The sequence below is a fragment of the Mycobacterium senriense genome (genome assembly GCF_019668465.1).
Lineage (GTDB): Bacteria > Actinomycetota > Actinomycetes > Mycobacteriales > Mycobacteriaceae > Mycobacterium > Mycobacterium senriense.
In genome coordinates this window covers 699,717-721,782 of record NZ_AP024828.1, presented here as the reverse complement: position 1 = coordinate 721,782, position 22,066 = coordinate 699,717, and the positions used below count along the sequence as shown (strand labels likewise).

26 protein-coding genes and 1 pseudogene are annotated in these 22,066 nt (G+C 67.9%); 21 read left to right on the top strand and 6 right to left on the bottom strand.

Features of this window, described 5'->3' with window-relative positions; all coding sequences use genetic code 11:
• Positions 1 to 36: 36 nt before the first annotated feature.
• Both MTY59_RS03555 and mftR read right to left on the bottom strand, forming a co-directional pair.
• Positions 37 to 1,083, bottom strand: coding sequence for a DUF2332 domain-containing protein (locus MTY59_RS03555; RefSeq protein ID WP_221044446.1), 1,047 nt, complete (start codon positions 1,081 to 1,083; stop codon positions 37 to 39).
• Positions 1,080 to 1,676 carry a mycofactocin system transcriptional regulator MftR gene (gene mftR, locus MTY59_RS03550; protein WP_221044445.1) on the bottom strand — a complete coding sequence of 199 codons (597 nt, stop codon included), beginning with the start codon at positions 1,674 to 1,676 and terminating at the stop codon, positions 1,080 to 1,082. The genes MTY59_RS03555 and mftR overlap by 4 nt, the downstream gene beginning before the upstream one ends.
• A gap of 99 nt (positions 1,677 to 1,775) precedes the next feature.
• Between mftR and mftA the strand changes: the two genes are divergently transcribed.
• The 7 genes from mftA (at position 1,776) to mftG (ending at position 8,320) form a co-directional block, all read left to right on the top strand.
• Positions 1,776 to 1,865, top strand: coding sequence for a mycofactocin precursor MftA (gene mftA / locus MTY59_RS03545; RefSeq protein ID WP_007773607.1), 90 nt, complete (start codon positions 1,776 to 1,778; stop codon positions 1,863 to 1,865).
• On the top strand, positions 1,850 to 2,176 hold the full coding sequence (gene mftB / locus MTY59_RS03540) for a mycofactocin biosynthesis chaperone MftB (protein ID WP_221044444.1): 327 nt from the start codon (positions 1,850 to 1,852) through the stop codon (positions 2,174 to 2,176). The genes mftA and mftB overlap by 16 nt, the downstream gene beginning before the upstream one ends.
• Positions 2,173 to 3,378: a mycofactocin radical SAM maturase gene (gene mftC / locus MTY59_RS03535; RefSeq protein ID WP_221044443.1), complete on the top strand. Its 1,206-nt coding sequence runs from the start codon at positions 2,173 to 2,175 to the stop codon at positions 3,376 to 3,378. Before mftB ends, mftC begins: the two co-directional genes overlap by 4 nt.
• A 3-nt stretch (positions 3,379 to 3,381) precedes the next feature.
• The gene (mftD, locus tag MTY59_RS03530; RefSeq protein ID WP_221044442.1) at positions 3,382 to 4,569 is read left to right on the top strand and encodes a pre-mycofactocin synthase MftD; all 1,188 of its coding nucleotides are present in this window, start codon (positions 3,382 to 3,384) and stop codon (positions 4,567 to 4,569) included.
• A gap of 162 nt (positions 4,570 to 4,731) precedes the next feature.
• Positions 4,732 to 5,463 carry a mycofactocin biosynthesis peptidyl-dipeptidase MftE gene (mftE, locus tag MTY59_RS03525; RefSeq protein WP_221044441.1) on the top strand — a complete coding sequence of 244 codons (732 nt, stop codon included), beginning with the start codon at positions 4,732 to 4,734 and terminating at the stop codon, positions 5,461 to 5,463.
• Positions 5,460 to 6,872 carry a mycofactocin biosynthesis glycosyltransferase MftF gene (gene mftF / locus MTY59_RS03520; RefSeq protein ID WP_221044440.1) on the top strand — a complete coding sequence of 471 codons (1,413 nt, stop codon included), beginning with the start codon at positions 5,460 to 5,462 and terminating at the stop codon, positions 6,870 to 6,872. Before mftE ends, mftF begins: the two co-directional genes overlap by 4 nt.
• Before the next feature lie 8 nt (positions 6,873 to 6,880).
• Positions 6,881 to 8,320 carry a mycofactocin dehydrogenase MftG gene (mftG, locus tag MTY59_RS03515; protein ID WP_221044439.1) on the top strand — a complete coding sequence of 480 codons (1,440 nt, stop codon included), beginning with the start codon at positions 6,881 to 6,883 and terminating at the stop codon, positions 8,318 to 8,320.
• A gap of 234 nt (positions 8,321 to 8,554) precedes the next feature.
• On the opposite strand, the gene MTY59_RS03510 is transcribed toward mftG, so the two are convergent.
• Complete coding sequence (locus MTY59_RS03510; RefSeq protein ID WP_221044438.1) at positions 8,555 to 8,842, bottom strand: hypothetical protein; 288 nt, start codon at positions 8,840 to 8,842, stop codon at positions 8,555 to 8,557.
• 156 nt (positions 8,843 to 8,998) lie between these two features.
• On the bottom strand, positions 8,999 to 10,588 hold the full coding sequence (locus tag MTY59_RS03505) for an MFS transporter (protein WP_221044437.1): 1,590 nt from the start codon (positions 10,586 to 10,588) through the stop codon (positions 8,999 to 9,001).
• Positions 10,589 to 10,733: 145 nt separating this feature from the next.
• Here MTY59_RS03505 and MTY59_RS03500 point away from each other — a divergent pair, with 145 nt between their 5' ends.
• Positions 10,734 to 11,333, top strand: coding sequence for a TetR/AcrR family transcriptional regulator (locus MTY59_RS03500; protein WP_221046243.1), 600 nt, complete (start codon positions 10,734 to 10,736; stop codon positions 11,331 to 11,333).
• Between the two features lie 54 nt (positions 11,334 to 11,387).
• Here the strand turns inward: MTY59_RS03500 and MTY59_RS27885 are convergent.
• Positions 11,388 to 11,596, bottom strand: a pseudogene (locus tag MTY59_RS27885) (hypothetical protein).
• A 154-nt stretch (positions 11,597 to 11,750) separates the two neighbouring features.
• Between MTY59_RS27885 and rpsJ the strand changes: the two are divergent.
• The 13 genes from rpsJ to MTY59_RS03435 all read left to right on the top strand — a co-directional run bounded on the left by rpsJ (position 11,751) and on the right by MTY59_RS03435 (position 20,767).
• On the top strand, positions 11,751 to 12,056 hold the full coding sequence (gene rpsJ, locus MTY59_RS03495; protein ID WP_003873519.1) for a 30S ribosomal protein S10: 306 nt from the start codon (positions 11,751 to 11,753) through the stop codon (positions 12,054 to 12,056).
• 13 nt (positions 12,057 to 12,069) lie between these two features.
• Positions 12,070 to 12,723, top strand: coding sequence for a 50S ribosomal protein L3 (rplC, locus tag MTY59_RS03490; protein ID WP_221044436.1), 654 nt, complete (start codon positions 12,070 to 12,072; stop codon positions 12,721 to 12,723).
• Positions 12,723 to 13,403, top strand: coding sequence for a 50S ribosomal protein L4 (rplD, locus tag MTY59_RS03485; protein WP_415822905.1), 681 nt, complete (start codon positions 12,723 to 12,725; stop codon positions 13,401 to 13,403). Before rplC ends, rplD begins: the two co-directional genes overlap by 1 nt.
• On the top strand, positions 13,404 to 13,706 hold the full coding sequence (gene rplW, locus MTY59_RS03480; RefSeq protein WP_007773589.1) for a 50S ribosomal protein L23: 303 nt from the start codon (positions 13,404 to 13,406) through the stop codon (positions 13,704 to 13,706).
• 27 nt (positions 13,707 to 13,733) lie between these two features.
• A complete protein-coding gene (gene rplB / locus MTY59_RS03475) occupies positions 13,734 to 14,576 on the top strand; it encodes a 50S ribosomal protein L2 (RefSeq protein ID WP_064883828.1) in 843 nt (280 codons plus the stop codon).
• A gap of 17 nt (positions 14,577 to 14,593) precedes the next feature.
• Positions 14,594 to 14,875: a 30S ribosomal protein S19 gene (gene rpsS / locus MTY59_RS03470; RefSeq protein ID WP_007773585.1), complete on the top strand. Its 282-nt coding sequence runs from the start codon at positions 14,594 to 14,596 to the stop codon at positions 14,873 to 14,875.
• Positions 14,872 to 15,426 carry a 50S ribosomal protein L22 gene (rplV, locus tag MTY59_RS03465; RefSeq protein WP_221044434.1) on the top strand — a complete coding sequence of 185 codons (555 nt, stop codon included), beginning with the start codon at positions 14,872 to 14,874 and terminating at the stop codon, positions 15,424 to 15,426. The genes rpsS and rplV overlap by 4 nt, the downstream gene beginning before the upstream one ends.
• Complete coding sequence (gene rpsC, locus MTY59_RS03460) at positions 15,426 to 16,265, top strand: 30S ribosomal protein S3 (protein ID WP_221044433.1); 840 nt, start codon at positions 15,426 to 15,428, stop codon at positions 16,263 to 16,265. Before rplV ends, rpsC begins: the two co-directional genes overlap by 1 nt.
• A gap of 3 nt (positions 16,266 to 16,268) precedes the next feature.
• Complete coding sequence (gene rplP / locus MTY59_RS03455; protein WP_007773582.1) at positions 16,269 to 16,685, top strand: 50S ribosomal protein L16; 417 nt, start codon at positions 16,269 to 16,271, stop codon at positions 16,683 to 16,685.
• The gene (gene rpmC, locus MTY59_RS03450) at positions 16,685 to 16,918 is read left to right on the top strand and encodes a 50S ribosomal protein L29 (RefSeq protein WP_007773580.1); all 234 of its coding nucleotides are present in this window, start codon (positions 16,685 to 16,687) and stop codon (positions 16,916 to 16,918) included. Before rplP ends, rpmC begins: the two co-directional genes overlap by 1 nt.
• Positions 16,918 to 17,265, top strand: coding sequence for a 30S ribosomal protein S17 (gene rpsQ, locus MTY59_RS03445; RefSeq protein WP_221044432.1), 348 nt, complete (start codon positions 16,918 to 16,920; stop codon positions 17,263 to 17,265). The genes rpmC and rpsQ overlap by 1 nt, the downstream gene beginning before the upstream one ends.
• Before the next feature lie 88 nt (positions 17,266 to 17,353).
• Positions 17,354 to 19,714 (top strand): arylsulfatase, encoded by a 2,361-nt coding sequence (locus MTY59_RS03440; RefSeq protein ID WP_221044431.1) that lies wholly within the window; start codon positions 17,354 to 17,356, stop codon positions 19,712 to 19,714.
• Positions 19,715 to 19,840: 126 nt separating this feature from the next.
• A complete protein-coding gene (locus MTY59_RS03435; protein WP_221044430.1) occupies positions 19,841 to 20,767 on the top strand; it encodes a DUF4436 domain-containing protein in 927 nt (308 codons plus the stop codon).
• A 6-nt stretch (positions 20,768 to 20,773) separates the two neighbouring features.
• On the opposite strand, the gene pstS is transcribed toward MTY59_RS03435, so the two are convergent.
• Entirely contained in the window at positions 20,774 to 21,895 is a 1,122-nt protein-coding gene (gene pstS, locus MTY59_RS03430; protein WP_221044429.1) for a phosphate ABC transporter substrate-binding protein PstS, read from the bottom strand.
• Between the last annotated feature and the right edge of the window lie 171 nt (positions 21,896 to 22,066).

The window sequence follows — 22,066 nt, the reverse complement described above, 5'->3', positions numbered from 1 at the left end:
ATTGGCGGACTTAGTCCGCCAATTCGGCTGCGTGCTTTAGTGCCAGTCCACCGGCGGGCCGTGCGGATGGCATTCGCCCAGCGTCTGCGCATCGCCGTCCGGCCAGCTGCGGGCCCGCACCACGAACCTGATCGGTGCCCCCGGCCCAGAGCGCGTGGGCTCCATCGTGAGGTGGGCGAACGGCGAGCGGGCGTCGGCCCGGGCGGCCAGCGCGTCCACGTGGGCGCGCACCGCGGCGCGTTCGTCGGCGGACAGATACTGCCAGGTGATCGAATGCCACAACACGGTCAGCGCACCGTCGGCCACCGCCAGGCCGGCGACCGCGTCGGCCGCGGTCCGGCGCTCGAGTGCCGCCGGCACGCGGCGGGCGACCTCGATGGCGCCGCGCAGCCGCGCCAGCCGGGCGGCCTGGTCGGGCCAGACATAGCTCAGCACGGTCAGTTCCCCGTCGGCGTCGCCGATGTCGATGGGCGCGATGTCGTACCCGTTGCGCGCGACGATCCGCAATTCGCTCCGGGGCGGTAGCGCGCCGTGCCACGCGTCGTCGATGGTCACCGGTGAGTCCGCCGGGCCCCACTGACCGTCGGCGAAGCCGTAGCGGTAATGGTCCGCACGCAGGTTCAACCCGGCACTCGATCCGATCTCGAAAAGCCTTATCGGTAAGCCGAATTCGTGGTTGATGTGCAGTAGTCCGCCGATCAGGGCGGCCGATCGGCCCACCTCGTTGGTCTGCGGTGGCCGGCTCAGCGCGGCCCGCAGCGCGTCGATGTGACCGGCGGCGGTATTCAGGATCTCCGGCCAGGCGGCTCTTGCCTCCCACCGGCCGCCGGTGCTGGGGTAGAAGCGGCGCAACCGCGCCGCCCGGCCGTCGAGCACCAACCGGTGCAACCCGCCGAGCAACCGCAGCGGTACCGCGTCCCGCGACGGGGCGTCCTCGCGCCCGGCCAACACGGTCGCGAAGACGCCGCCGGCTTCGACGTCGCCGGCGACCAGTTCGAACAGCTCGCCATACATCGGCGAGCCCGACGAGGCGCAGAACCTGCCCTGTGACCGCAGGGTGTGCACCAGGTGCTCGGCCGTCACCCGCCCAGTCCGTCCAGTCCGGCGCCCACCACGTCGAAGGCGTTGCCCAGGGCAACCGGCAGCGGCACGGATTCATCGCTCAGCCAGTGTTCGTAGGCGGACAAGGCCACCCCGAGCATCGTCCAGGCGACGGTCTGGGGCAGCAGATCCGCGGTCTTGCAGTCCAGGCGGCGCGCCACGAACCCGGCGATCACCTCGCGCCAGCCGGCGTACATCGTCATCGAATACGCTTGCAGCTCAGCCGTTTGCAGAATCACCCGCATGCGCTGGCGATGCCGGGCGGTCTCGGATTCGTCAAAGGTGTTGAACGCCAACAGCGCAGCGCGCAGCGCATCACCCAGGCCCACGCCGGCATCGACGTTGTCGAGCAGATCGCGCAGGTGGGCAAGGTGATTGTCGAAGTCACCCCAGGGGATGGCGTTCTTGGACGCGTAGTAGCGGAACAGGGTCCGGCGGGAGATGCCGGCGGCCTGGGCGACGTCGTCGACGCTCACGTCGGCGAAACCGCGGGCCGTGAACATGTCGATGGCGACGTCGGTGATGTGGTGCGGGGTGGTCGAGCGGCGCCTGCCCACCCGCGGCTGCGGCATCATCGGACCCCGCCCTTCCATTTCGGCACTCGATGCCATATTCTGGCGGCGAGTGTGACTCAGACCCCATCGTTGTCAAGACCGGACGAAAGGCAAGGCCCCGTGGACCACGAGACCGAAACTGACACCCAACTCGTCACCGAGACCCTGGTCGAAGAGGTGTCCATCGACGGCATGTGCGGGGTCTACTGACCGTGCCCGCGCCCGCGCAGGCACGAACGGCGACGCCGTTCGATCCTGATCGCGGCTGGCGATTGCACCCGCAGGTGGCGGTTCGGCCGGAGCCGTTCGGCGCGCTGCTCTACCACTTCGGTACCCGCAAGCTGTCGTTTCTGAAGAACCGCACCATCCTCACGGTGGTGCAATCGCTGGCCGATCATCCCGACATCCGGTCCGCCTGCCGCGCGGCCGGCGTGGACGACGCCGTGCAGGCCCCGTACCTGCATGCGCTGGGTGTGCTCGTCGAGTCCAACATGCTGGTGCCCCGGAAGGACCATCAATGACAACAGCGGCCCCCGTTCCCCGGCTGATCGAGCAGTTCGAGCATGGGCTCGACGCGCCCATCTGCCTTACCTGGGAGCTGACGTACGCCTGCAACCTGGCCTGCGTGCATTGCCTGTCGTCGTCGGGCAAGCGGGACCCGCGCGAGCTGTCCACCCGTCAATGCATGGACATCATCGATGAGCTGGAACGCATGCAGGTGTTCTACGTCAACATCGGTGGCGGGGAACCCACTGTGCGCCCGGACTTTTGGGAACTGGTCGACTACGCGACCGAGCACCACGTCGGCGTGAAGTTCTCCACCAACGGCGTCCGCATCACGCCCGAGGTTGCCGCGCGGCTGGCGGCCAGCGACTACGTCGACGTCCAGATTTCGCTGGACGGCGCCACCGCCGAGGTCAACGACGCCGTTCGCGGACCCGGCTCGTTCGACATGGCGGTGCGTGCTCTGGAGAATCTGGCCGCGGCCGGATTCAAAGACGCCAAGATCTCCGTGGTGGTCACCCGGCACAACGTCGACCAGCTCGACGAATTCGCCGCGCTGGCAAGTCGTTACGGCGCCACGCTGCGGATCACCCGGCTTCGCCCGTCCGGCCGCGGCGCCGATGTCTGGGAAGAGCTGCATCCCACCGCCGACCAGCAGGTCCAGCTGTATGACTGGCTGGTCGCCAAGGGTGAGCGGGTGCTCACGGGTGACTCTTTCTTCCACCTGGCCCCGCTCGGCCAATCCGGCGCCCTGGCCGGTCTGAACATGTGCGGCGCGGGCCGCGTCGTGTGCCTGATCGACCCGGTCGGCGACGTGTATGCCTGCCCGTTCGCCATCCACGACCGCTTCCTGGCCGGAAACGTGTTGTCCGACAGTGGTTTTGACAACGTCTGGAAGAACGCCCCGCTGTTCCGCGAGCTGCGCGAGCCGCAGTCGGCGGGCGCCTGCGGCAGCTGCGGTCACTACGACAGCTGCCGGGGCGGATGCATGGCCGCCAAATTCTTCACCGGCCTGCCGCTGGACGGGCCGGATCCAGAATGCGTGCAGGGCCACAGCGCGACGGCGCTGGCGCACGACCGCGAGACGCCGCGCCCCCGGGCCGATCATTCCCGCGGCAAGCGCATCCGCCAACCGGTGCCGCTGACCCTGTCGCTGCGGCCGCCTACGGTCACGCCGGAGACACCGCCGGCACGCATGTGTAACGAAAGCCCGGTGTAACAAATGGCCGACGCATGGTTTGAGACCGTCGCCATCGCGCAGCAACGCGCCAAGCGCCGGCTGCCGAAATCGGCCTACTCGTCGCTGATTTCGGCCAGCGAAAAGGGAGTCACGGTCTCCGACAACGTGGCAGCGTTCAGCGAGCTCGGATTCGCGCCGCACGTCATCGGCGCGCAGAAAAAGCGCGACCTGTCGACCAACGTCATGGGGCAAGAGGTTTCGCTGCCGGTGCTGATCTCGCCGACGGGCGTGCAGGCGGTGCATCCCGAGGGTGAGGTCGCCGTGGCGCGGGCGGCAGCCGCCCGCGGCACCGCGATGGGGCTGTCCTCGTTCGCCAGCAAGCCGATCGAAGAGGTCATCGCGGCCAACCCCAAGCTGTTCTTCCAGGTGTACTGGCTGGGTGACCGCGACGCCATCGCGGCGCGGGTCGAGCGCGCCCGCGCGGCCGGGGCGGTGGGGCTGATCGTCACAACCGACTGGAGCTTCTCGCACGGCCGGGACTGGGGCAGCCCGTCGATCCCGGAGAAGATGGACTTCAAGACCATCGTCAAGATGAGCCCGGAGGTGATCACCAAGCCACGGTGGTTTTTGCAGTGGGCGAAGACCATGCGGCCGCCGGAGCTGCGCGTGCCCAACCAGGGCCACCGCGGCGAACCCGGGCCGCCCTTCTTCCAGGCGTACGGGGAGTGGATGGGCACGACGCCGCCGACCTGGGAGGACATCGCCTGGCTCCGCGAACTGTGGGGCGGGCCGTTCATGCTCAAGGGCGTGATGCGCGTCGACGACGCCAAAAGGGCGGTGGACGCGGGGGTTTCGGCCATTTCGGTGTCGAACCACGGCGGTAACAACCTGGACGGCACGCCGGCCTCGATCCGCGCCCTGCCCGCGGTCGCCGCGGCCGTCGGCGACCAGATCGAGGTGCTCCTCGACGGCGGCGTGCGGCGCGGAAGCGACGTCGTCAAGGCCGTGGCGCTGGGAGCGCGCGCGGTGATGATCGGCCGGGCCTACCTGTGGGGGCTGGCCGCGGCCGGCCAACCGGGAGTGGAGAACGTGCTGGACATTTTGCGCGGCGGTATCGACTCGGCGCTGATGGGCCTCGGGCTCTCATCGGTTCACGACCTCGGACCGGACCACATTCTGGTGCCGCCCGGATTCACCCGGGCGCTGGGCGTGCCCTCGGGTAGCGCGTAGCAAAAGCCCGAGTATTCAGGGCGAACATCCCCGATTAAGTGACGTTTGCGCAAATCTTGGTACGGGCGGGGTAACCGTGACGGACGAGCCCACAGTTCGAACGCCCAGTGAACGACCCAGAAAAAAAGTTTTTTTCAAGCTTCAACAATTGGTGCACGCCAGGTGAATTCGTCCTACCATCACCGAGTGTCCGTACTCGGCGATTTGGCAACCGCGACGTCGAGCCAGCTATCAAGCACGTCGGCGTCGGTAATGGTTCCGGTGGGGTCGACCGAACAACACGGTCCGCACCTGCCGCTGGACACCGACACCCGGATCGCGACCGCGGTCGCCGGCGGCGCTCGAGCCCGCCTCGGGCATGAATGGCTGGTGGCGCCGGCCATCGCCTACGGCGCCAGCGGCGAGCACCAGAGTTTCGCCGGAACGATCTCCCTGGGCACCGAGGCGCTGACGTTGCTGCTGGTCGAGTACGGCAGGTCAGCGGCCGGCTGGGCCCGGCGCCTGGTCTTCGTCAACGGCCACGGCGGCAACGTCGAGGCGCTGAAGAGCGCGGTGGCCCTGTTGCGCAGCGAGGGCCGCGACGCCGGCTGGTGCCCCTGTCTGACCGCCGGCGGCGACGCCCACGCCGGCCATACCGAAACCTCGGTGTTGCTGCATATCTCGCCGGCCGTGGTCCGGGCCGAACAGTCGGTGGCCGGCAACACCGCCCCCCTGCCCGAGTTGCTCGGGTCGATGCGCCGCGGGGGAGTCGCGGCGGTCAGCCCGGTCGGGGTGCTGGGCGACCCGACCACCGCCACCGCCGCCGAGGGCGAGCGGATCTTCGCCGAGATGGTCGACGGCTCCGTCCGGCGGGTCTCCCGGTGGCGCCCCGGGCCCGACGGGATGCTGACATGAGACCGCACCGGCTTCCGGACGGGTTCGCCGTCCAGGTCGACCGCCGCGTGCGGGTGCTCGGCGACGGCTCGGCGCTGCTGGGCGGTTCGCCGACCCGGTTGCTGAAGTTGGCGCCCGCCGCGCAGGACATGCTCTCGGATGGCCGGCTGAAGGTGCGTGACGAGCTCAGCGCCCAACTCGCCCGCACCCTCCTGGACGCCACCGTGGCCCATCCACGGCCCGCCGGCGGCCCATCGCACCATGACGTGACGGTGGTAATCCCGGTGCGGGACAACCTTTCTGGGGTGCGGCGCTTGGTGAGCGCCCTGCGCGGCCTGCGCGTGGTCGTGGTGGACGACGGCTCGTTCCCCCCGATCGAGCCGGAAGACTTCGTCGGCGCGCACTGCGACATCGAGGTGCTGCGCCACCACCGCAGCAAGGGCCCGGCGGCGGCCCGCAACACCGGGCTGGGGGCCTGCCGGACGGACTTCGTCGCCTTCCTGGACTCTGACGTCGCACCGCGCCGAGGCTGGCTGGAGGCGCTGCTCGGTCACTTCTGCGATCCCACGGTCGGCCTGGTCGCGCCCCGCATCGTCGGCCTGTCGCACAGCGAGAACGTGGTGGCGCGCTACGAGGCGGTGCACTCCTCGCTTGACCTCGGCGAGCGCGAGGCGCCGGTGCTGCCGCACAGCACGGTGTCCTACGTGCCCAGCGCGGCGATCATCTGCCGGTGCTCGGCGATCCGGGAGGTCGGCGGCTTCGACGAGACCCTGCAGTCCGGCGAGGACGTCGACCTGTGCTGGCGACTCATCGAGTCGGGCACCCGGCTGCGCTACGAGCCGATCGCGCTGGTCGCCCACGACCACCGCACCGAGTTGCGGGATTGGCTTGCGCGCAAAGCGTTTTACGGCGGTTCGGCGGCTCCGCTGTCGGTGCGCCACCCGGACAAGACGGCGCCGGTGGTGATCTCCGGCTGGGCGCTGATGACGTGGATCCTGATGGCCTTCGGGTCCACCCTGTCGCGGCTGGCGTCCATCGTCCTGGCCGTGCTGACCGGCCGCCGGATCGCGCGGGCGATGCGCAGCGCCGAGACGTCGATGACCGATGTCGCGATGATCGCGGGCCGTGGCCTGTGGTCGGCGGCGCTGCAGCTGGCGTCGGCGCTGTGCCGGCACTACTGGCCGCTGGCGTTGGTGGCCGCCACCATGTCGCGCCATTTCCGGCGGGTGGTCCTGGTCGCGGCCGTGATGGACGGGGTGGTCGATTGGCTGCGCCGCCGCGACGCCATCAGTGACGATGTCGAACCGATCGGGCTGCCGACCTACCTGGTGCTCAAGCGCGTCGACGACCTGGCATATGGGCTCGGGTTGTGGTGGGGTGTGCTACGGGAACGCAATGTGCGCGCCCTGAAACCCCAGTTCCGGAGTTAAATACCACCTTGACCACAGCCGCCTCGCACAGCGATGTGCTGATCGTCGGTGCCGGCAGTGCAGGATCGGTTGTTGCGGAACGTCTTTCCGCCGATTCGCGGTGCGCGGTGACCGTCGTCGAGGCAGGGCCGGCGCTCGATGATCCGGGACTGCTCGCTCAGACCGCCAACGGGCTGCAGTTGCCGATAGGTGTCGGCAGTCCGCTGGTGCAGCGCTACCAAACCCGCCTCACCAACGAACCCGCCCGCCAGCATCCCCTCGTGCGGGGGGCGACGGTGGGCGGATCGGGCGCGATCAACGGCGGCTACTTCTGCCGCGGGTTGCCGCGCGACTTCGACCGCATGGCCATGCCGGGCTGGGGATGGGACGACGTGCTGGACAGCTTCCGTGCCATCGAGACCGACCTGGACTTCGACGGTCCCGCCCACGGCGACAGCGGTCCCATCCAGGTGCGCCGCACGCGCGAAATGACCGGGACCACCGAGCGATTCATCGCCGCCGCCGAACGCGCCGGATTCGGCTGGATCGCCGACCTCAATGATGCTGCACCGGATCAGGTTTCGGGGATCGGTGCCGTCCCGCTCAACATCGTCGACGGCGTGCGGCGGGGATCCGGCGCGGGATACCTGATTCCGGCGCTGGGCCGGCCGAACCTGCGCCTGCACGCGCGGACCCGGGTAGCAAGGTTGCGTTTCGCCGGCACCGCCGTGGTCGGCGTCGACGTGGTCAACCCGCACGGCCGTCTGACCCTGACCGCCGACCGAGTCGTGTTGTGCGCCGGCGCGATTGAGACGGCACGCCTGTTGATGCTTTCCGGGTTCGGAGAAGAAAAGATGTTGCGCGCCGCCGGCGTGCTGGTGGTGGCGCCGCTGCCGGTCGGCATGTCGTTCAGCGATCATGCCGAGTGGGTGCTGCCCACCGATTGGACGGTGGCGCCCAGACGGCCGGTACTCGAAGTGGTGCTCAGCACGGCCGACGACCTCGAGATCAGGCCCTACACGGGCGGATTCGTGGCGATGACCGGCGATGGCACCGCCGGGCACGCCGACTGGCCACACCTGGGGGTGGCGCTCATGCAGCCGCGCGCGCGGGGGCGCATCACGCTGGTCTCGGCCGACCCCGACGTGGCGCCGCGAATCGAGCACCGCTACGACAGCGAGCCCGAGGACGTCGCGGCGCTGCGGCGGGGCAGCGAGCTGGCCCGCGACTTGGCCGGCGGCACAATCGATGCCGCGGCGGCCGTCTGGTCGACCTCGCAACACCTGTGCGGCACCGCCCCGATGGGCGCCGACGGCAACCCGCGCGCCGTCGTCGACCCCCGGTGCCGGGTGCTGGGCATCGACAACCTGTGGGTGATCGACGGCTCGATCCTGCCCGCGATCACCAGCCGAGGCCCGCACGCCACGATTGTGATGATCGGGCATCGGGCCGCGGAGTTCGTTCGGTGAACACGGGCAGTGGGCGGGCCGCGGCGCGGTAACCGAAAGGATCGGTCCGCGGCGGCCCGCCCGGAAGAGGCGGCGAATATCATGCGGTCCACGTAGATGGCCACGACAGTGGCTGTGCGCGTGCGGGTGTGCGTCGCGCGAACAATGCGTCACAATATTCGTGGACGGCACGAGCGCCGTCTCATTCTGCGATAACCCGTGCTGGTCTGTTGTGCGTTACCTCCTTTCGTCGAACTACGAAAGACGTTGGCACGACGGAGGTGAACGCTGCCGCGCCCACACGAGGGAGACCGGCCATCGGGCTCCGGCGGCACGCGGTCGCGTCGAGCACCCGACGCGCAACGGCACGGTGGCGACCAGCGTGGTCGTGCGGCGCCGGCCTCGCCGCGCCGCGGTCAACTCGTAGTCGGGGTATCGAACCGGCACGCTCGGTCGCCGCAGGCGCATCCATTCGGCCTCCACGATCGCCGCCGCCTCGCTGATCGCCGCGCATGCCGGCTCGACCACGCTCGTAACGCCCATCAACACCACATCCACCTCGCCGTACAGAGATGATCTGTTTTAGTCGATATATATCTCTGATACCAGAAACGGCGGGCGGTTGCAAGCTTTTGCGGCGGCTTCGCGCATGTTGAATCGGCTGTCGGACAACGACATTGGCGGTGATCGAACCGACGCTCAGCGCCGGGACAGCATCCGCCGCACCGGGCGTAGCTGGCGGCCGTCGCGACCGGGAGCCCACACCCCGATCGCCACGGCGGCGACGGCGACGATCGCGGCCATCGTGATGGTGGAGGCGTGCAGGGCCGCCAGGAACGCGGACTTGCTGATGTCGGCCAGCTGCCGCCCCTGGGGCCCGAGCCGGCCGGCGATCTCCACCGCCTTGGCCAGCGAGTCGGTGGCCTGGCCGCGGACCGGTGCCGGAAACCCCACCAGCCTGGGCGCGAGCTCGTGCGAGTAGCGGCCGGCCAGGATGGAACCGGCCACCGCGATGCCCAGTGCGCCGCCCATCTCGCGAGACGTGTCGTTCACCGCGGAGGCCACCCCCTGCTTCTCGTCGGGAACCGCACCCATGATCGCCGAAGTCGTCGGTGCCGTGCAGATTCCGATTCCGGTGGCGAGAATCAAGGTGGGCCACGCGAATTCGAAGTACGTCGGGTGCAGGTCCAGCCCGTACATGCACCCGAACCCGACCGCCATCAGCAGTGTGCCGACGAACAACACCAGCCGCAGCCCCAGCTTGGGCACGTACCAGAACGACAGGGCCGAGAAGATGCCCAGCGGAACCATGAACGGCCCGAAGGCGATCGCCGTCGCCAGCGCGGAATAACCCATGATCTGCTGCACGTATTGCATGCCGATGTAGAAAAAGCCGAAGGTGGCGCCGAACAGGATGACGATCGCGGTCACCCCGGTGGCGAAGTTGGGGTCCGCGAACAGCCGGACGTCGAGCAGCGGTTGCCGGCCCCGCAGGGCCAGGCGCAACTCGACGGCGCCGAACGCCGCGGCGATCACCGCGCCGACGACGAGCCCGCCCCACACCACCGGATCGCTCCAGCCGCGCCCGGGCGCTTCCAGGATGGCGGCCACGGCGATGGCGACCGCCGCGCCGATCAGGACCGCGCCCAGCGCATCGACCCGGGGAGCATCCCTCTCGCGCGACGACGCGACCGTGCAGGCCAGCGTGAAGATCACCAGCCCGGCGATGCCCAGCGACCAGAAGATGGCGTGCCAGTCCCAAAAGCGAAGCAACAGGCCCGAACCCAGCATGCCCAGGACACCGCCGGAACCGGCCGTCCCGGCCCAGATGCCAACGGCCTTGGTGCGGTCGTCTTTTGGATAGGCCACCGTCAGCAGCGACAGCGTGGCGGGCATGACGAACGCGGCGCCGATCCCGGCCACCGCCCGGCCCGCGATGATCTGGGCCGGGTTGTGCAGGAGCGCCGGGGCCATCGAACCGATCGCGAACACCAGCAGTCCGGTCAGCAGCGCACCGCGCCGGCCGTAGCGGTCCCCGATCGCGCCGGCCGGAAGCAGCAGGCACGCCAGAGCCACGGTGTAGCCGTCGACGACCCAGTTCAGCTGCGACGCGGTGGCCGAGGTGGCCACCGCGAGGTCGCCGAGCGCGGTGTTCAGAGCTGTCATCGAGGCCACCACCAGGGCGACGGCCATGCAGGCGACGGCCAGCGTCCAGTTTCGGGCCCGGAAGCTATCGCCGATGCCGATCCCGTCAGTACGCTGGTCAGACTGGACGAGGGTTTCGACCATGGGGTTCGCCTCCTTGGGAGCGCGCGAATTTTCGAGACCAATAGTCTTGTAGGTAGACCGATAGTCTCGTTCTCAAACAGGAAGGTGGGTCACAATCGACTCTGGGACGTCCGACCCGCGCCCCGCGAGGTCGCGGGCCAGGCTGCTGGAAGCCGCCGTCACGCTGCTGCGTGCCGGGGGTCCCAGCGCGGTAACGGTCGACGCGGTCACCCGCACCGCCAACGTGGCCCGGGCGACGCTGTATCGCCACTTCCCGAGCGGAAATGACCTACTGGCAGCGGCTTTCAACAACCTCATCCCGGCGTCGCCCACCCCGCCCGCCGAGGGATCGCTGCGTGACCGGCTGGTCGCGGTGGTGCTCGCCCAGGCGGAATCCGTCGCCCAGGCGCCCACCGTCATGTCCGCCATGTCGTGGCTCGCGCTGGGGCGCGACCTGGAGGGCTTGCCCGAGCCCCGGCACAGCCACAACGCCGACAGCTCGGCGATCACCACCCTGCGCGAGCGCATCGCCCAGCAGTACGCCGAGCCCTTCGACGTCATCTTCGACAGCCCGGAGGCCGCCGAGCTGGGGGAGGTGGACCGGTCGCTGGCGATCGCCCTGCTCATCGGCCCGCTGGTGCTGGGCCGCCTGTCCACGCTGCCCGATTTCGACTACCACCAGTGCGCGCTGGCGGCTGTCGACGGCTTCTTACATGTGCAGTGCGGCGGGGCCGGCGCAGCGAACATCGAATCGACCGGCGCCTGAGGCCGCGGCACCCGCCGCCTCGAGGTCTCTGACCGGCGCGTTTACCCCCCAGTGCTACCGTCCAGGGGTCCGGTCCGGCCGATTCGGCCCGAGATCGTGGCTGAATTTTGTTCGGGCCAGGATCTGAGGCATACTGTTCAGGTTGCCTTGAGCCGGGTTTGCGCCTGGTCGGGCATACGACCAGCGTCCAAACGGGCGCGTCCGGTCCCACCCTTTGAGAGCGATGAATTTCGATCGCGGATGAGGCTGCGTGAGGGTGACACGCCCGACCGCGGGGGCCGGTGGACCACGACAGGTAAACAGCGGCGCAATATCCGGCGCAACGCTCGATCGGCCCAGAGTTGGCCGGCCCGATCGACGCGCCGGTGGCACCAGGCCCGAATATCGGGCCTCAACAGGAGTGAGGGTAGGAGAAGCGTGGCGGGACAGAAGATCCGCATCAGGCTTAAGGCCTACGACCATGAGGCTATTGACGCGTCGGCGCGCAAGATCGTCGAGACCGTCGTCCGCACGGGTGCCAGTGTTGTAGGTCCGGTGCCGCTGCCGACTGAGAAGAACGTGTATTGCGTCATCCGCTCACCGCACAAGTACAAGGACTCGCGGGAGCACTTCGAGATGCGCACGCACAAGCGGCTGATCGACATCCTCGACCCGACGCCGAAGACCGTCGACGCGCTGATGCGCATCGACCTTCCGGCCAGTGTCGACGTCAACATCCAGTAGGAGATCCAGACTCATGGCAAGAAAAGGCATTCTGGGTACCAAGCTGGGCATGACGCAGGTGTTCGACGAGAACAACAGGATCGTGCCGGTGACGGTCGTCAAGGCCGGCCCGAACGTGGTGACCCGGATCCGTACCCCCGAGCAGGACGGCTACAGCGCCGTGCAGCTGGCCTACGGCGAGATCAGTCCCCGCAAGGTCAACAAGCCGGTGACCGGTCAGTACGCCGCCGCGGGCGTGAACCCGCGCCGGTTCCTGGCCGAGCTGCGGCTGGAGAACCCCGAGGCGGCCGCCGAGTACGAGGTCGGCCAGGAGCTGACGGCGGAGATCTTCGCCGACGGCGCCTACGTCGACGTCACGGGCACCTCCAAGGGCAAGGGCTTCGCCGGCACCATGAAGCGCCACGGCTTCCGTGGGCAGGGCGCCAGCCACGGTGCCCAGGCGGTGCACCGCCGCCCGGGTTCGATCGGCGGCTGCGCCACCCCCGCCCGGGTGTTCAAGGGCACCCGGATGTCGGGCCGGATGGGTAGCGATCGCGTGACCGTCCAGAACCTGTTGGTGCACAAAGTCGATACCGAGAACGGCGTGCTGCTGATCAAGGGTGCGGTCCCCGGCCGCACCGGTGGACTCGTCGTGGTCCGCAGCGCGGTCAAACGAGGTGAGAAGTGATGGCAGAAGGCTCCAAGACGCTCAAGATTGACGTCAAGACGCCGGGCGGCAAGGTCGAGGGCTCGATCGAGCTGCCGGCCGAATTGTTCGACGCCCCGGCCAACATCGCGCTGATGCACCAGGTCGTCACCGCGCAACGGGCGGCCGCACGTCAGGGCACGCACTCGACCAAGACGCGTGGCGACGTCAGTGGCGGTGGCCGTAAGCCGTACCGGCAGAAGGGAACCGGCCGCGCCCGACAGGGTTCGACGCGTGCCCCGCAGTTCACCGGCGGTGGCATCGTGCACGGGCCCAAGCCCCGCGACTACAGCCAGCGCACGCCCAAGAAGATGATCGCCGCGGCGTTGCGCGGCGCACTGTCCGACCGGGCGCGCAACGGCCGCATCCACGCGATCACCGAAATCGTCGCCGGCCAAACCCCTTCGACGAAGAACGCGAAGGCGTTCCTGGGCACGCTCACCGACCGCAAGCAGGTGCTGGTCGTGATCGGACGCAGCGACGAGGCCGGCGCCAAGAGCGTGCGCAACCTCCCCGGTGTGCACATCCTGACCCCCGACCAGCTCAACACCTATGACGTGCTGCGCTCCGACGACGTGGTGTTCAGTGTTGAGGCGCTCAACGCCTACATCGCCGGGGCCACCGGCGGTGCCGCCGATAAAGATGTGGAGGTTTCGGCCTAGATGGCGACCATCACTGACCCCCGCGACATCATTCTCGGCCCGGTCATCTCGGAGAAGTCCTATTCGCTGCTCGACGACAACGTGTACACGTTTGTGGTGCACCCCGATTCGAACAAGACGCAGATCAAGATCGCTATCGAGAAGATCTTCTCCGTCAAGGTCGCATCGGTGAACACCGCGAACCGGCAAGGTAAGCGGAAGCGCACCAGGACCGGATTCGGCAAGCGCAAGAGCACCAAGCGGGCCATCGTCACGCTGGCGCCGGGTAGCAAGCCGATCGATCTGTTCGGGGCACCGGCGTAGCCGCCGCGAGAGGAAACCTGATTAGACATGGCAATTCGTAAGTACAAGCCGACGAGCCCGGGCCGTCGCGGCTCGAGCGTGTCCGATTTCTCCGAGGTCACTCGTTCCGCCCCGGAGAAGTCGCTGGTGCGTCCGCTGCACGGCCACGGTGGGCGAAACGCGCACGGCCGCATCACCACCCGCCACAAGGGTGGTGGCCACAAGCGCGCCTACCGGGTGATCGACTTCCGTCGCAACGACAAGGACGGCGTCAACGCCAAGGTCGCGCACATCGAGTACGACCCCAACCGCACCGCGAACATCGCGCTGCTGCACTTCCTGGACGGCGAGAAGCGTTACATCATTGCGCCGCAGGGACTCTCGCAGGGCGACGTGGTGGAGTGCGGCCCGAACGCCGACATCAAGCCGGGCAACAACCTGCCGCTGCGCAACATCCCGGCCGGTACCGTGATCCACGCCGTGGAGCTGCGCCCGGGCGGTGGCGCCAAGCTGGCGCGGTCGGCCGGGTCCAGCATCCAGCTGCTCGGTAAAGAGGGCACCTACGCGTCGCTGCGTATGCCCAGCGGTGAGATCCGCCGCGTCGACGTGCGCTGCCGCGCCACGGTCGGCGAGGTCGGCAACGCCGAGCAGGCGAACATCAACTGGGGCAAGGCCGGCCGGATGCGGTGGAAGGGCAAGCGCCCTTCGGTCCGTGGTGTCGTCATGAACCCGGTGGACCACCCGCACGGTGGTGGTGAGGGTAAGACCTCCGGTGGTCGCCACCCGGTGAGCCCATGGGGCAAGCCGGAGGGCCGCACCCGCCACCCGAACAAGGCCAGTAACAAGCTCATTGTCCGACGCCGGCGCACCGGCAAGAAGCACGGTCGCTAGGAAGTCAGGAGTAGCACATGCCACGCAGCCTGAAGAAGGGCCCGTTCGTCGATGGCCACCTGCTCAAGAAGGTGGACACGCAGAACGAGAAGAACACCAAACAGGTGATCAAGACATGGTCGCGGCGTTCGACGATCATTCCTGACTTCATCGGCCACACCTTCGCCGTCCACGACGGACGCAAGCACGTCCCGGTGTTCGTCACCGAGGCGATGGTCGGCCACAAGCTTGGTGAATTCGCGCCCACCCGCACCTTCAAGGGACACATCAAGGACGACCGGAAGGCCAAACGGCGATGACCACAACGGAATTCCCCTCGGCGGTGGCCAAAGCACGTTTCGTGCGGGTGTCGCCGAGAAAGGCGCGCCGGGTGATCGACCTGGTGCGCGGCCGCTCGGTGGCCGACGCGCTGGACATCTTGCGCTGGGCGCCGCAGGCCGCCAGTGAGCCGGTGGCCAAGGTGATCGCCAGTGCCGCGGCCAACGCACAGAACAACAACGGACTGGACCCGGCGACCCTGGTGGTCGCCACCGTCTACGCCGACGAGGGCCCCACCGCCAAGCGCATCCGTCCGCGCGCCCAGGGCCGCGCGTTCCGGATCCGCAAGCGCACCAGCCACATCACGGTCGTGGTGGAAAGCCGGCCGGGCAAGGACCAGGGATCGGCGAAGTCGACCCGCGCCCGCCGCGCCGAGGCCAGCAAGGCCGCCGCGAAGGCACCCGCCAAGAAAGCGCCGGCCAACAAGGCACCCGCCAAGAAGGCCGCGACCAAGGCGCCCGCGACGAAGGCCGCGGCGAAAGCAGAAGCCAAGACGTCTGAGACCTCTGACGCGAAGGGAGGCTCAGACTAGTGGGCCAGAAGATCAATCCGCACGGCTTCCGGCTGGGCATCACCACCGACTGGAAGTCACGCTGGTACGCCGACAAGCAGTACGCGGACTACGTCAAGGAAGACGTCGCGATCCGGCGGCTGCTCTCGACCGGCCTGGAGCGCGCCGGCATCGCCGACGTGGAGATCGAGCGCACCCGCGACCGGGTCCGGGTGGACATCCACACCGCGCGCCCCGGCATCGTGATCGGCCGCCGCGGCACCGAGGCTGACCGGATCCGTGCCGACCTGGAGAAGCTGACCGGCAAGCAGGTGCAGCTCAACATCCTCGAGGTCCGGAACCCGGAGTCGCAGGCACAATTGGTGGCCCAGGGCGTCGCCGAGCAGCTGAGCAACCGCGTGGCATTCCGCCGCGCGATGCGTAAGGCGATCCAGTCGGCGATGCGTCAGCCCAACGTCAAGGGCATCCGGGTGCAGTGCTCCGGTCGTCTCGGTGGCGCCGAGATGAGCCGGTCGGAGTTCTACCGCGAGGGCCGGGTGCCGCTGCACACGCTGCGCGCCGACATCGACTACGGCCTGTACGAAGCCAAGACCACCTTCGGCCGGATCGGCGTGAAGGTGTGGATCTACAAAGGCGACGTCGTCGGTGGGAAGCGCGAATTGGCCGCCGCCGCTCCGGCGGGCGCCGAGCGTCCGCGCCGCGAGCGTCCGTCGGGCACCCGCCCGCGCCGCAGTGGCGCGTCGGGCACCACGGCCACCAGCACCGAGGCCGGCCGCGCGGCCGCGAGCGCCGAAGAGGGCGGGGCAGCCAGCGCGACCCAGTCCGCACCCGCTGCAGAACCACAAAGCACGGAGAGCTGAATCATGTTGATTCCCCGCAGGGTTAAACACCGCAAGCAGCACCACCCCCGCCAGCGCGGCATCGCCAGTGGCGGCACGGCGGTGAACTTCGGTGACTACGGCATCCAGGCTCTGGAGCACGCCTACGTCACCAACCGGCAGATCGAGTCCGCTCGTATCGCCATCAACCGGCACATCAAGCGTGGCGGCAAGGTGTGGATCAACGTCTTCCCGGACCGCCCGCTGACCAAGAAGCCCGCCGAAACCCGCATGGGTTCTGGTAAGGGTTCGCCGGAGTGGTGGGTCGTCAACGTCAAGCCGGGCCGGGTGCTGTTCGAACTCAGCTACCCCAACGAGCAGACCGCCCGGGCGGCGCTGACCCGCGCTATCCACAAGCTGCCGATCAAGGCACGCATCGTGACTCGAGAGGATCAGTTCTGATGGCCGTGGGAATTTCGCCTGGCGAACTGCGCGAGCTCACCGAAGAGGAGCTGGCCGAGCGGTTGCGCGAATCCAAGGAAGAGCTTTTCAATCTGCGTTTCCAGATGGCGACCGGACAGCTCACCAACAACCGCCGGCTCCGCACGGTGCGTCAGGAGATCGCGCGCGTCTACACCGTGCTGCGCGAACGAGAACTGGGCTTGGCTTCCGGGCCCGACGGTAAGGAATCGTGATGGCAGAAGCCAAGAAGGCTGCCCCCAAGAAGGCCGCCGCAACCGAGGCCGCGTCGAAGGACAAGGGCCCCAAGAACACTCCGGCCAACCCGAAGGTGCGGGGCCGCCGCAAGGTGCGCATCGGCTACGTGGTGAGCGACAAGATGCAGAAGACCATCGTGGTCGAGCTCGAAGACCGCGTGCGTCACCCGCTGTACGGCAAGATCATCCGGACCACCACGAAGGTCAAGGCGCACGACGAGAACAGCACCGCCGGGATCGGCGACCGCGTCTCCCTGATGGAGACCCGCCCCACGTCGGCGACCAAACGTTGGCGGCTCGTCGAAATTCTGGAAAAGGCGAAGTAAGCCCTTTTAGTACCGCCACCGCAGCGCCCGGTCCCGGGTGTAGTCTTCACGCACGTTCGGCAAGTCCGCTACGAGAGTGAGGCTGACGATGGTGGCTGGGTCGGGGCAGTTCAACGGGAAGATCGAGCTCGACATCCGGGATTCCGAACCGGATTGGGGGCCCTACGCCGCACCGACCGCGCCGCCCAACGCACCCAACGTGCTGTACCTGGTGTGGGACGACACGGGCATCGCGACCTGGGACTGCTTCGGTGGCCTGGTCGAGATGCCGGCGATGACGCGCATCGCCGAGCGCGGTGTCCGGCTTTCGCAGTTTCACACCACGGCACTGTGCTCACCGACCAGGGCAGCACTGCTGACCGGCCGCAACGCCACCACCGTCGGCATGGCCATGATCGAAGAGTTCACCGAGGGCTTCCCCAATTCCAATGGCCGCATCCCGTTCGAAACCGGCCTGCTCTCCGAGGCTCTCGCCGAACGCGGTTACAACACCTACTGCGTGGGCAAGTGGCACCTGACACCCCTCGAGGAATCGAACCTCGCCTCCACGAAGCGGCACTGGCCGACCTCGCGCGGCTTCGAGCGGTTCTACGGGTTCCTGGGCGGGGAGACCGACCAGTGGTATCCGGACCTGGTGTACGACAACCACCCGGTCACTCCGCCGGGCGCCCCGGAGGACGGCTACCACCTCTCCAAGGACATCGCCGACAAGACGATCGAATTCATCCGCGACGCCAAAGTGATTGCGCCCGAGAAGCCTTGGTTCTCCTACGTGTGCCCGGGCGCCGGGCACGCGCCGCATCACGTTTTCAAGGAATGGGCGGACCGCTACGCCGGCAAGTTCGACATGGGCTATGAGCGCTACCGCGAGGTGGTGCTGGAGCGGCAGAAGTCGCTGGGGATCGTGCCGCCCGACACTGAATTATCACCGGTCAACCCGTATCTCGACGTGAAGGGGCCGGGCGGCGAACCGTGGCCGCTGCAGGACACGGTGCGACCCTGGGACTCGCTGAACGACGAGGAGAAGAGGCTGTTCTCCCGCATGGCCGAGGTGTTCGCCGGATTCCTGAGCTACACCGACGCCCAGATCGGCCGGATCCTGGACTACCTCGAGGAATCGGGTCAGCTGGACAACACCATCATCGTGGTCATCTCCGACAACGGCGCCAGCGGTGAGGGTGGCCCGAACGGCTCGGTCAACGAGGGCAAGTTCTTCAACGGCTACATCGACACCGTCGAAGAAAGCATGAAGCTGTTCGAACACCTCGGCGGCCCGGAGACCTACAACCATTACCCGATCGGATGGGCGATGGCGTTCAACACGCCCTACAAGCTGTACAAGCGCTACGCGTCGCATGAGGGTGGCATCGCCGACACGGCAATCATTTCGTGGCCCAACGGAATTGCCGCACACGGCGAAGTCCGCGACAACTACGTCAACGTCTGCGACATCACCCCGACCGTCTACGACCTGCTGGACATGACGCCGCCGGAAACGGTCAAGGGCATCGCCCAGAAGCCGCTCGACGGGGTGAGTTTCAAAGCAGCCCTTGCCGATTCGGGCGCCGACACCGGCAAGAGCACCCAGTTCTACACCATGCTGGGCACCCGCGGGATCTGGCATCAGGGCTGGTTCGCCAACACCGTGCACGCCGCGACACCGGCCGGCTGGTCGCACTTCGACGCCGACCGCTGGGAACTGTTCCACATCGAGGCCGACCGCAGCCAGTGCCACGACCTGGCGGCCGAAAACCCGGACAAACTCGAAGAACTCAAGGCGCTGTGGTTCTCGGAGGCGGCCAAATACAACGGGCTGCCCCTATCGGATCTGAACATCCTGGAGACGCTGGGGCGGTCGCGGCCGTATCTGGTCAGCGACCGGAACAGCTACATCTACTATCCCGACTGCGCCGATGTCGGCATCGGTGCCGCAGCTGAACTCCGCGGCCGGTCGTTCTCGGTGCTGGCCGACGTGACTGTGGACACCACCGGCGCCGAGGGGGTGCTGTTCAAGCAGGGCGGCGCGCACGGCGGGCACGTGCTGTTCATTCAGGACGGACGGCTGCATTACGTGTACAACTTCCTCGGCGAGCGCCAGCAGGAGGTGTCCTCGTCCGACGCCATGCCCCTGGGCAGGCATCTGTTCGGCGCCAGCTATTCACGCACCGGAACGGTCGAGAACAGCCACACGCCGCTGGGCGACGTCACGCTGTTCATCGACGACAAGGTCGTCGCCACGCTGGCCGGGGTGACCACCCACCCAGGCACCTTCGGGCTTGCCGGGGCGGGTATCACGGTCGGGCGCAACGGCGGATCGGGGGTGTCCAGCCGCTATAAGGCGCCCTTCACGTTCACCGGCGGCACCATCACCCAGGTCACCGTCGACCTGTCCGGCCGGCCCTACGTGGATGTGGAAACCGAGATCGCGCTTGCGTTTTCGCGGGACTGATCCGCCGGGGGGTCAACAGCGCCGCCGCCGACGCCGGCTCAGCAAACGGGTGGGGCCGGAAGCCGTCGCCGTTATCCGCTGAAATGTCGGGTCCGCGCTGCTAGCATCACGCGGCATGATGCCCCAATGACCGCCGGGCCTCCGGCGCGGCCGGCACCGGTCGGCGCACGAGGACGGCAAATCGCGATCGCGTTCGGGATCGTCGTCTCCCTCATCGTTATCTACATGCTGTCGCTGATCGCCGTGCACCTGCTGGCCAAATCGGCGCCCCCGCTGCCTGCGGTGGACCTGAGCAAGGTGGAGGCCGAAGACAGCGTCGTACAGGTGCGGCTGGAGAAACTGGACACCGTCGCGAACCGGTTGACGGTCAATGTGCTCGTCTACCCCAAAGACACGTTGTACGACAAGAACTTCGGCGTGCTGACCACCGACGCGGCGGTGCGCTTGTATCCCGACAACGATCTGGGTGACCTGCAGTACCCGGTCGGCAAGGCGCCCGCACAGGTGACCACGACCATCGAGGCGCACGGCGACCCCGCGAACTGGCCGTTCGATTCGTACCGAACCGGGGTCATCTCGGCCGACGTGTTCACCGGCTCCGGTGCCAACAAGGAGAAGACGGCCGCCCGCGTCGAAGCCACCGGCGGGCTGGACGGGTGGGATGCCACCGTCACCCGTGTCCACGACGCCGAGGACAACAACCCAGATCTCAAGGACGACTTGGTGATTACGTTGCACCGGGCCAAGGGGCAACTGATCTTCGACGTCGGCATCTGTCTGGTTTTGATCTCGCTGCCCGTCCTGGCGCTCTGGGTCGCCATTCCCGTGGCGCTGGGCAGGACGTCGTTCCTGCCGCCGCTCACCACGTGGTACGGCGCAATGCTTTTCGCGATTGTCCCGCTGCGTAACATCCTGCCGGGCAGCCCACCGTACGGCGCGTGGGTCGATCAGGCCATCGTGCTGTGGGTGTTGATCGGGCTGGTCTCCGCGCTGACGCTGTTCCTGGTCGGCTGGTGGCGACAGCGCGACCGAAAAACACCCACCAAGACCTGAATTCGCTCATTCGGGTTTCGGCGCGTCCGCGGAGCTGATCGCGTCGACCGCGCTGGAGACGCGCGCCTGGAAGTCGGCCGACAACGGAATGTAACCGCTTCTGGCCAGTTCGATCTGGCCGGGGCCAATGGCCGCCTGCAGAAAAGCCTTGACCGCCTTGGCCACATCGTAGGTCGGGTACTTCGAGCAGACGATCTCGTAGGTGGCCAACACAATCGGATAGACGTCGGGCTGGGCGGGGTTGTAGAACGACGACAGGTCCAGTACCAGATCGTTTCCCGCGCCGGTGATCTTGGCGCCCTTGATGGTTTTGCCGACCGTGTCGGTGCCGATCCGGACCGGGCGCAACGACCTGCGGCTGGCCGGCGTCTTGATCTCGGCGGCGAACAGGCCCTGCTGGAGCGCGAACGAGAGTTCGTTGTAGCCGATCGCCCCCTCGGTGCCCTTCACGGCGGCGGCGATGCCGGCGTTGCCCACGGCGCCGGTACCCACGCCGCCGTTGAAGGTCTTGCCCGCACCCTTGCCCCAGGCGCCGCCGGATGCGGACTGCAGATAGGCCTGGAAATTGTCGGTGGTGCCCGACCCGTCGCTGCGGTAGATGACGTGAATGTCCTCGGCCGGCATGGAGGCATTGAGCGACGTCAGGGCCGGGTCGTCCCAGCGCGTGACGGTGCCGTTGAAGATCTTGGCCAGCGTGGGCGCGTCGAGCACCAGGGAGTCGACGGTGGCGAGGTTGTAGGTGATGGCCAGCGGGCCGAACACCACCGGCAGGTTCCACGCGTCGGCGCCGCCGCACCGCCGCATGGCGGCGGCGTATTGGTCTCCCGCCAGCGGTGTGTCCGATCCGGCGAAATCGGTTTTGCCGGCGAGAAAGTCGTTGATGCCGTTGCCGGACCCGTTGGCGGTGTAGTTGAGGGTCTGCGACGAGCAGGCCCGGCGATAGGCCTCGATGAATTTGGTCATCGCGTTGGCTTGCGCCGTCGAGCCGCTGGCCGCCAGGGTCTGCTTGCCGCCGCAGTCGACCTTGGCCCCGGCGGTATAGGGCAGGCTCGCGGGGGAGTTGCTGCAGGCGGAGACCAAGATGGCGCCGGTCGCCAGGGCGCCGACGACCGAACGATTGCGCTTCACCCCTGCACATTTACCGCTACGGATTAACAGGCAAACCAAATCCGGGTGAACTGGAGCGCCGGCCGCGGTCCGCCGAAGGTTTGCGCGGCCGGGCGGGCAGCCGCCGCAGAGTCAACATATCCGTTTCGCTAGGCCGTTGCGTATGACGCGCCGGATCGGCCAAAATCACCT

Bases quoted from the DNA above. Each gene is read 5' to 3' on its own strand.
- rplP (WP_007773582.1), top strand. From the start codon at position 16,269: ATGTTGATTCCCCGCAGGGTTAAACACCGCAAGCAGCACCACCCCCGC.
- mftR (WP_221044445.1), bottom strand. From the start codon at position 1,676: ATGATGCCGCAGCCGCGGGTGGGCAGGCGCCGCTCGACCACCCCGCAC.
- mftF (WP_221044440.1), top strand. From the start codon at position 5,460: ATGAGACCGCACCGGCTTCCGGACGGGTTCGCCGTCCAGGTCGACCGC.
- rpmC (WP_007773580.1), top strand. From the start codon at position 16,685: ATGGCCGTGGGAATTTCGCCTGGCGAACTGCGCGAGCTCACCGAAGAG.
- mftD (WP_221044442.1), top strand. From the start codon at position 3,382: ATGGCCGACGCATGGTTTGAGACCGTCGCCATCGCGCAGCAACGCGCC.
- rplD (WP_415822905.1), top strand. From the start codon at position 12,723: ATGGCAGAAGGCTCCAAGACGCTCAAGATTGACGTCAAGACGCCGGGC.
- MTY59_RS03510 (WP_221044438.1), bottom strand. From the start codon at position 8,842: ATGGGCGTTACGAGCGTGGTCGAGCCGGCATGCGCGGCGATCAGCGAG.
- rplC (WP_221044436.1), top strand. From the start codon at position 12,070: ATGGCAAGAAAAGGCATTCTGGGTACCAAGCTGGGCATGACGCAGGTG.
- MTY59_RS03505 (WP_221044437.1), bottom strand. From the start codon at position 10,588: ATGGTCGAAACCCTCGTCCAGTCTGACCAGCGTACTGACGGGATCGGC.
- mftC (WP_221044443.1), top strand. From the start codon at position 2,173: ATGACAACAGCGGCCCCCGTTCCCCGGCTGATCGAGCAGTTCGAGCAT.
- rpsS (WP_007773585.1), top strand. From the start codon at position 14,594: ATGCCACGCAGCCTGAAGAAGGGCCCGTTCGTCGATGGCCACCTGCTC.
- rplB (WP_064883828.1), top strand. From the start codon at position 13,734: ATGGCAATTCGTAAGTACAAGCCGACGAGCCCGGGCCGTCGCGGCTCG.
- MTY59_RS03440 (WP_221044431.1), top strand. From the start codon at position 17,354: ATGGTGGCTGGGTCGGGGCAGTTCAACGGGAAGATCGAGCTCGACATC.
- MTY59_RS03435 (WP_221044430.1), top strand. From the start codon at position 19,841: ATGACCGCCGGGCCTCCGGCGCGGCCGGCACCGGTCGGCGCACGAGGA.
- rpsQ (WP_221044432.1), top strand. From the start codon at position 16,918: ATGGCAGAAGCCAAGAAGGCTGCCCCCAAGAAGGCCGCCGCAACCGAG.
- rplV (WP_221044434.1), top strand. From the start codon at position 14,872: ATGACCACAACGGAATTCCCCTCGGCGGTGGCCAAAGCACGTTTCGTG.
- rplW (WP_007773589.1), top strand. From the start codon at position 13,404: ATGGCGACCATCACTGACCCCCGCGACATCATTCTCGGCCCGGTCATC.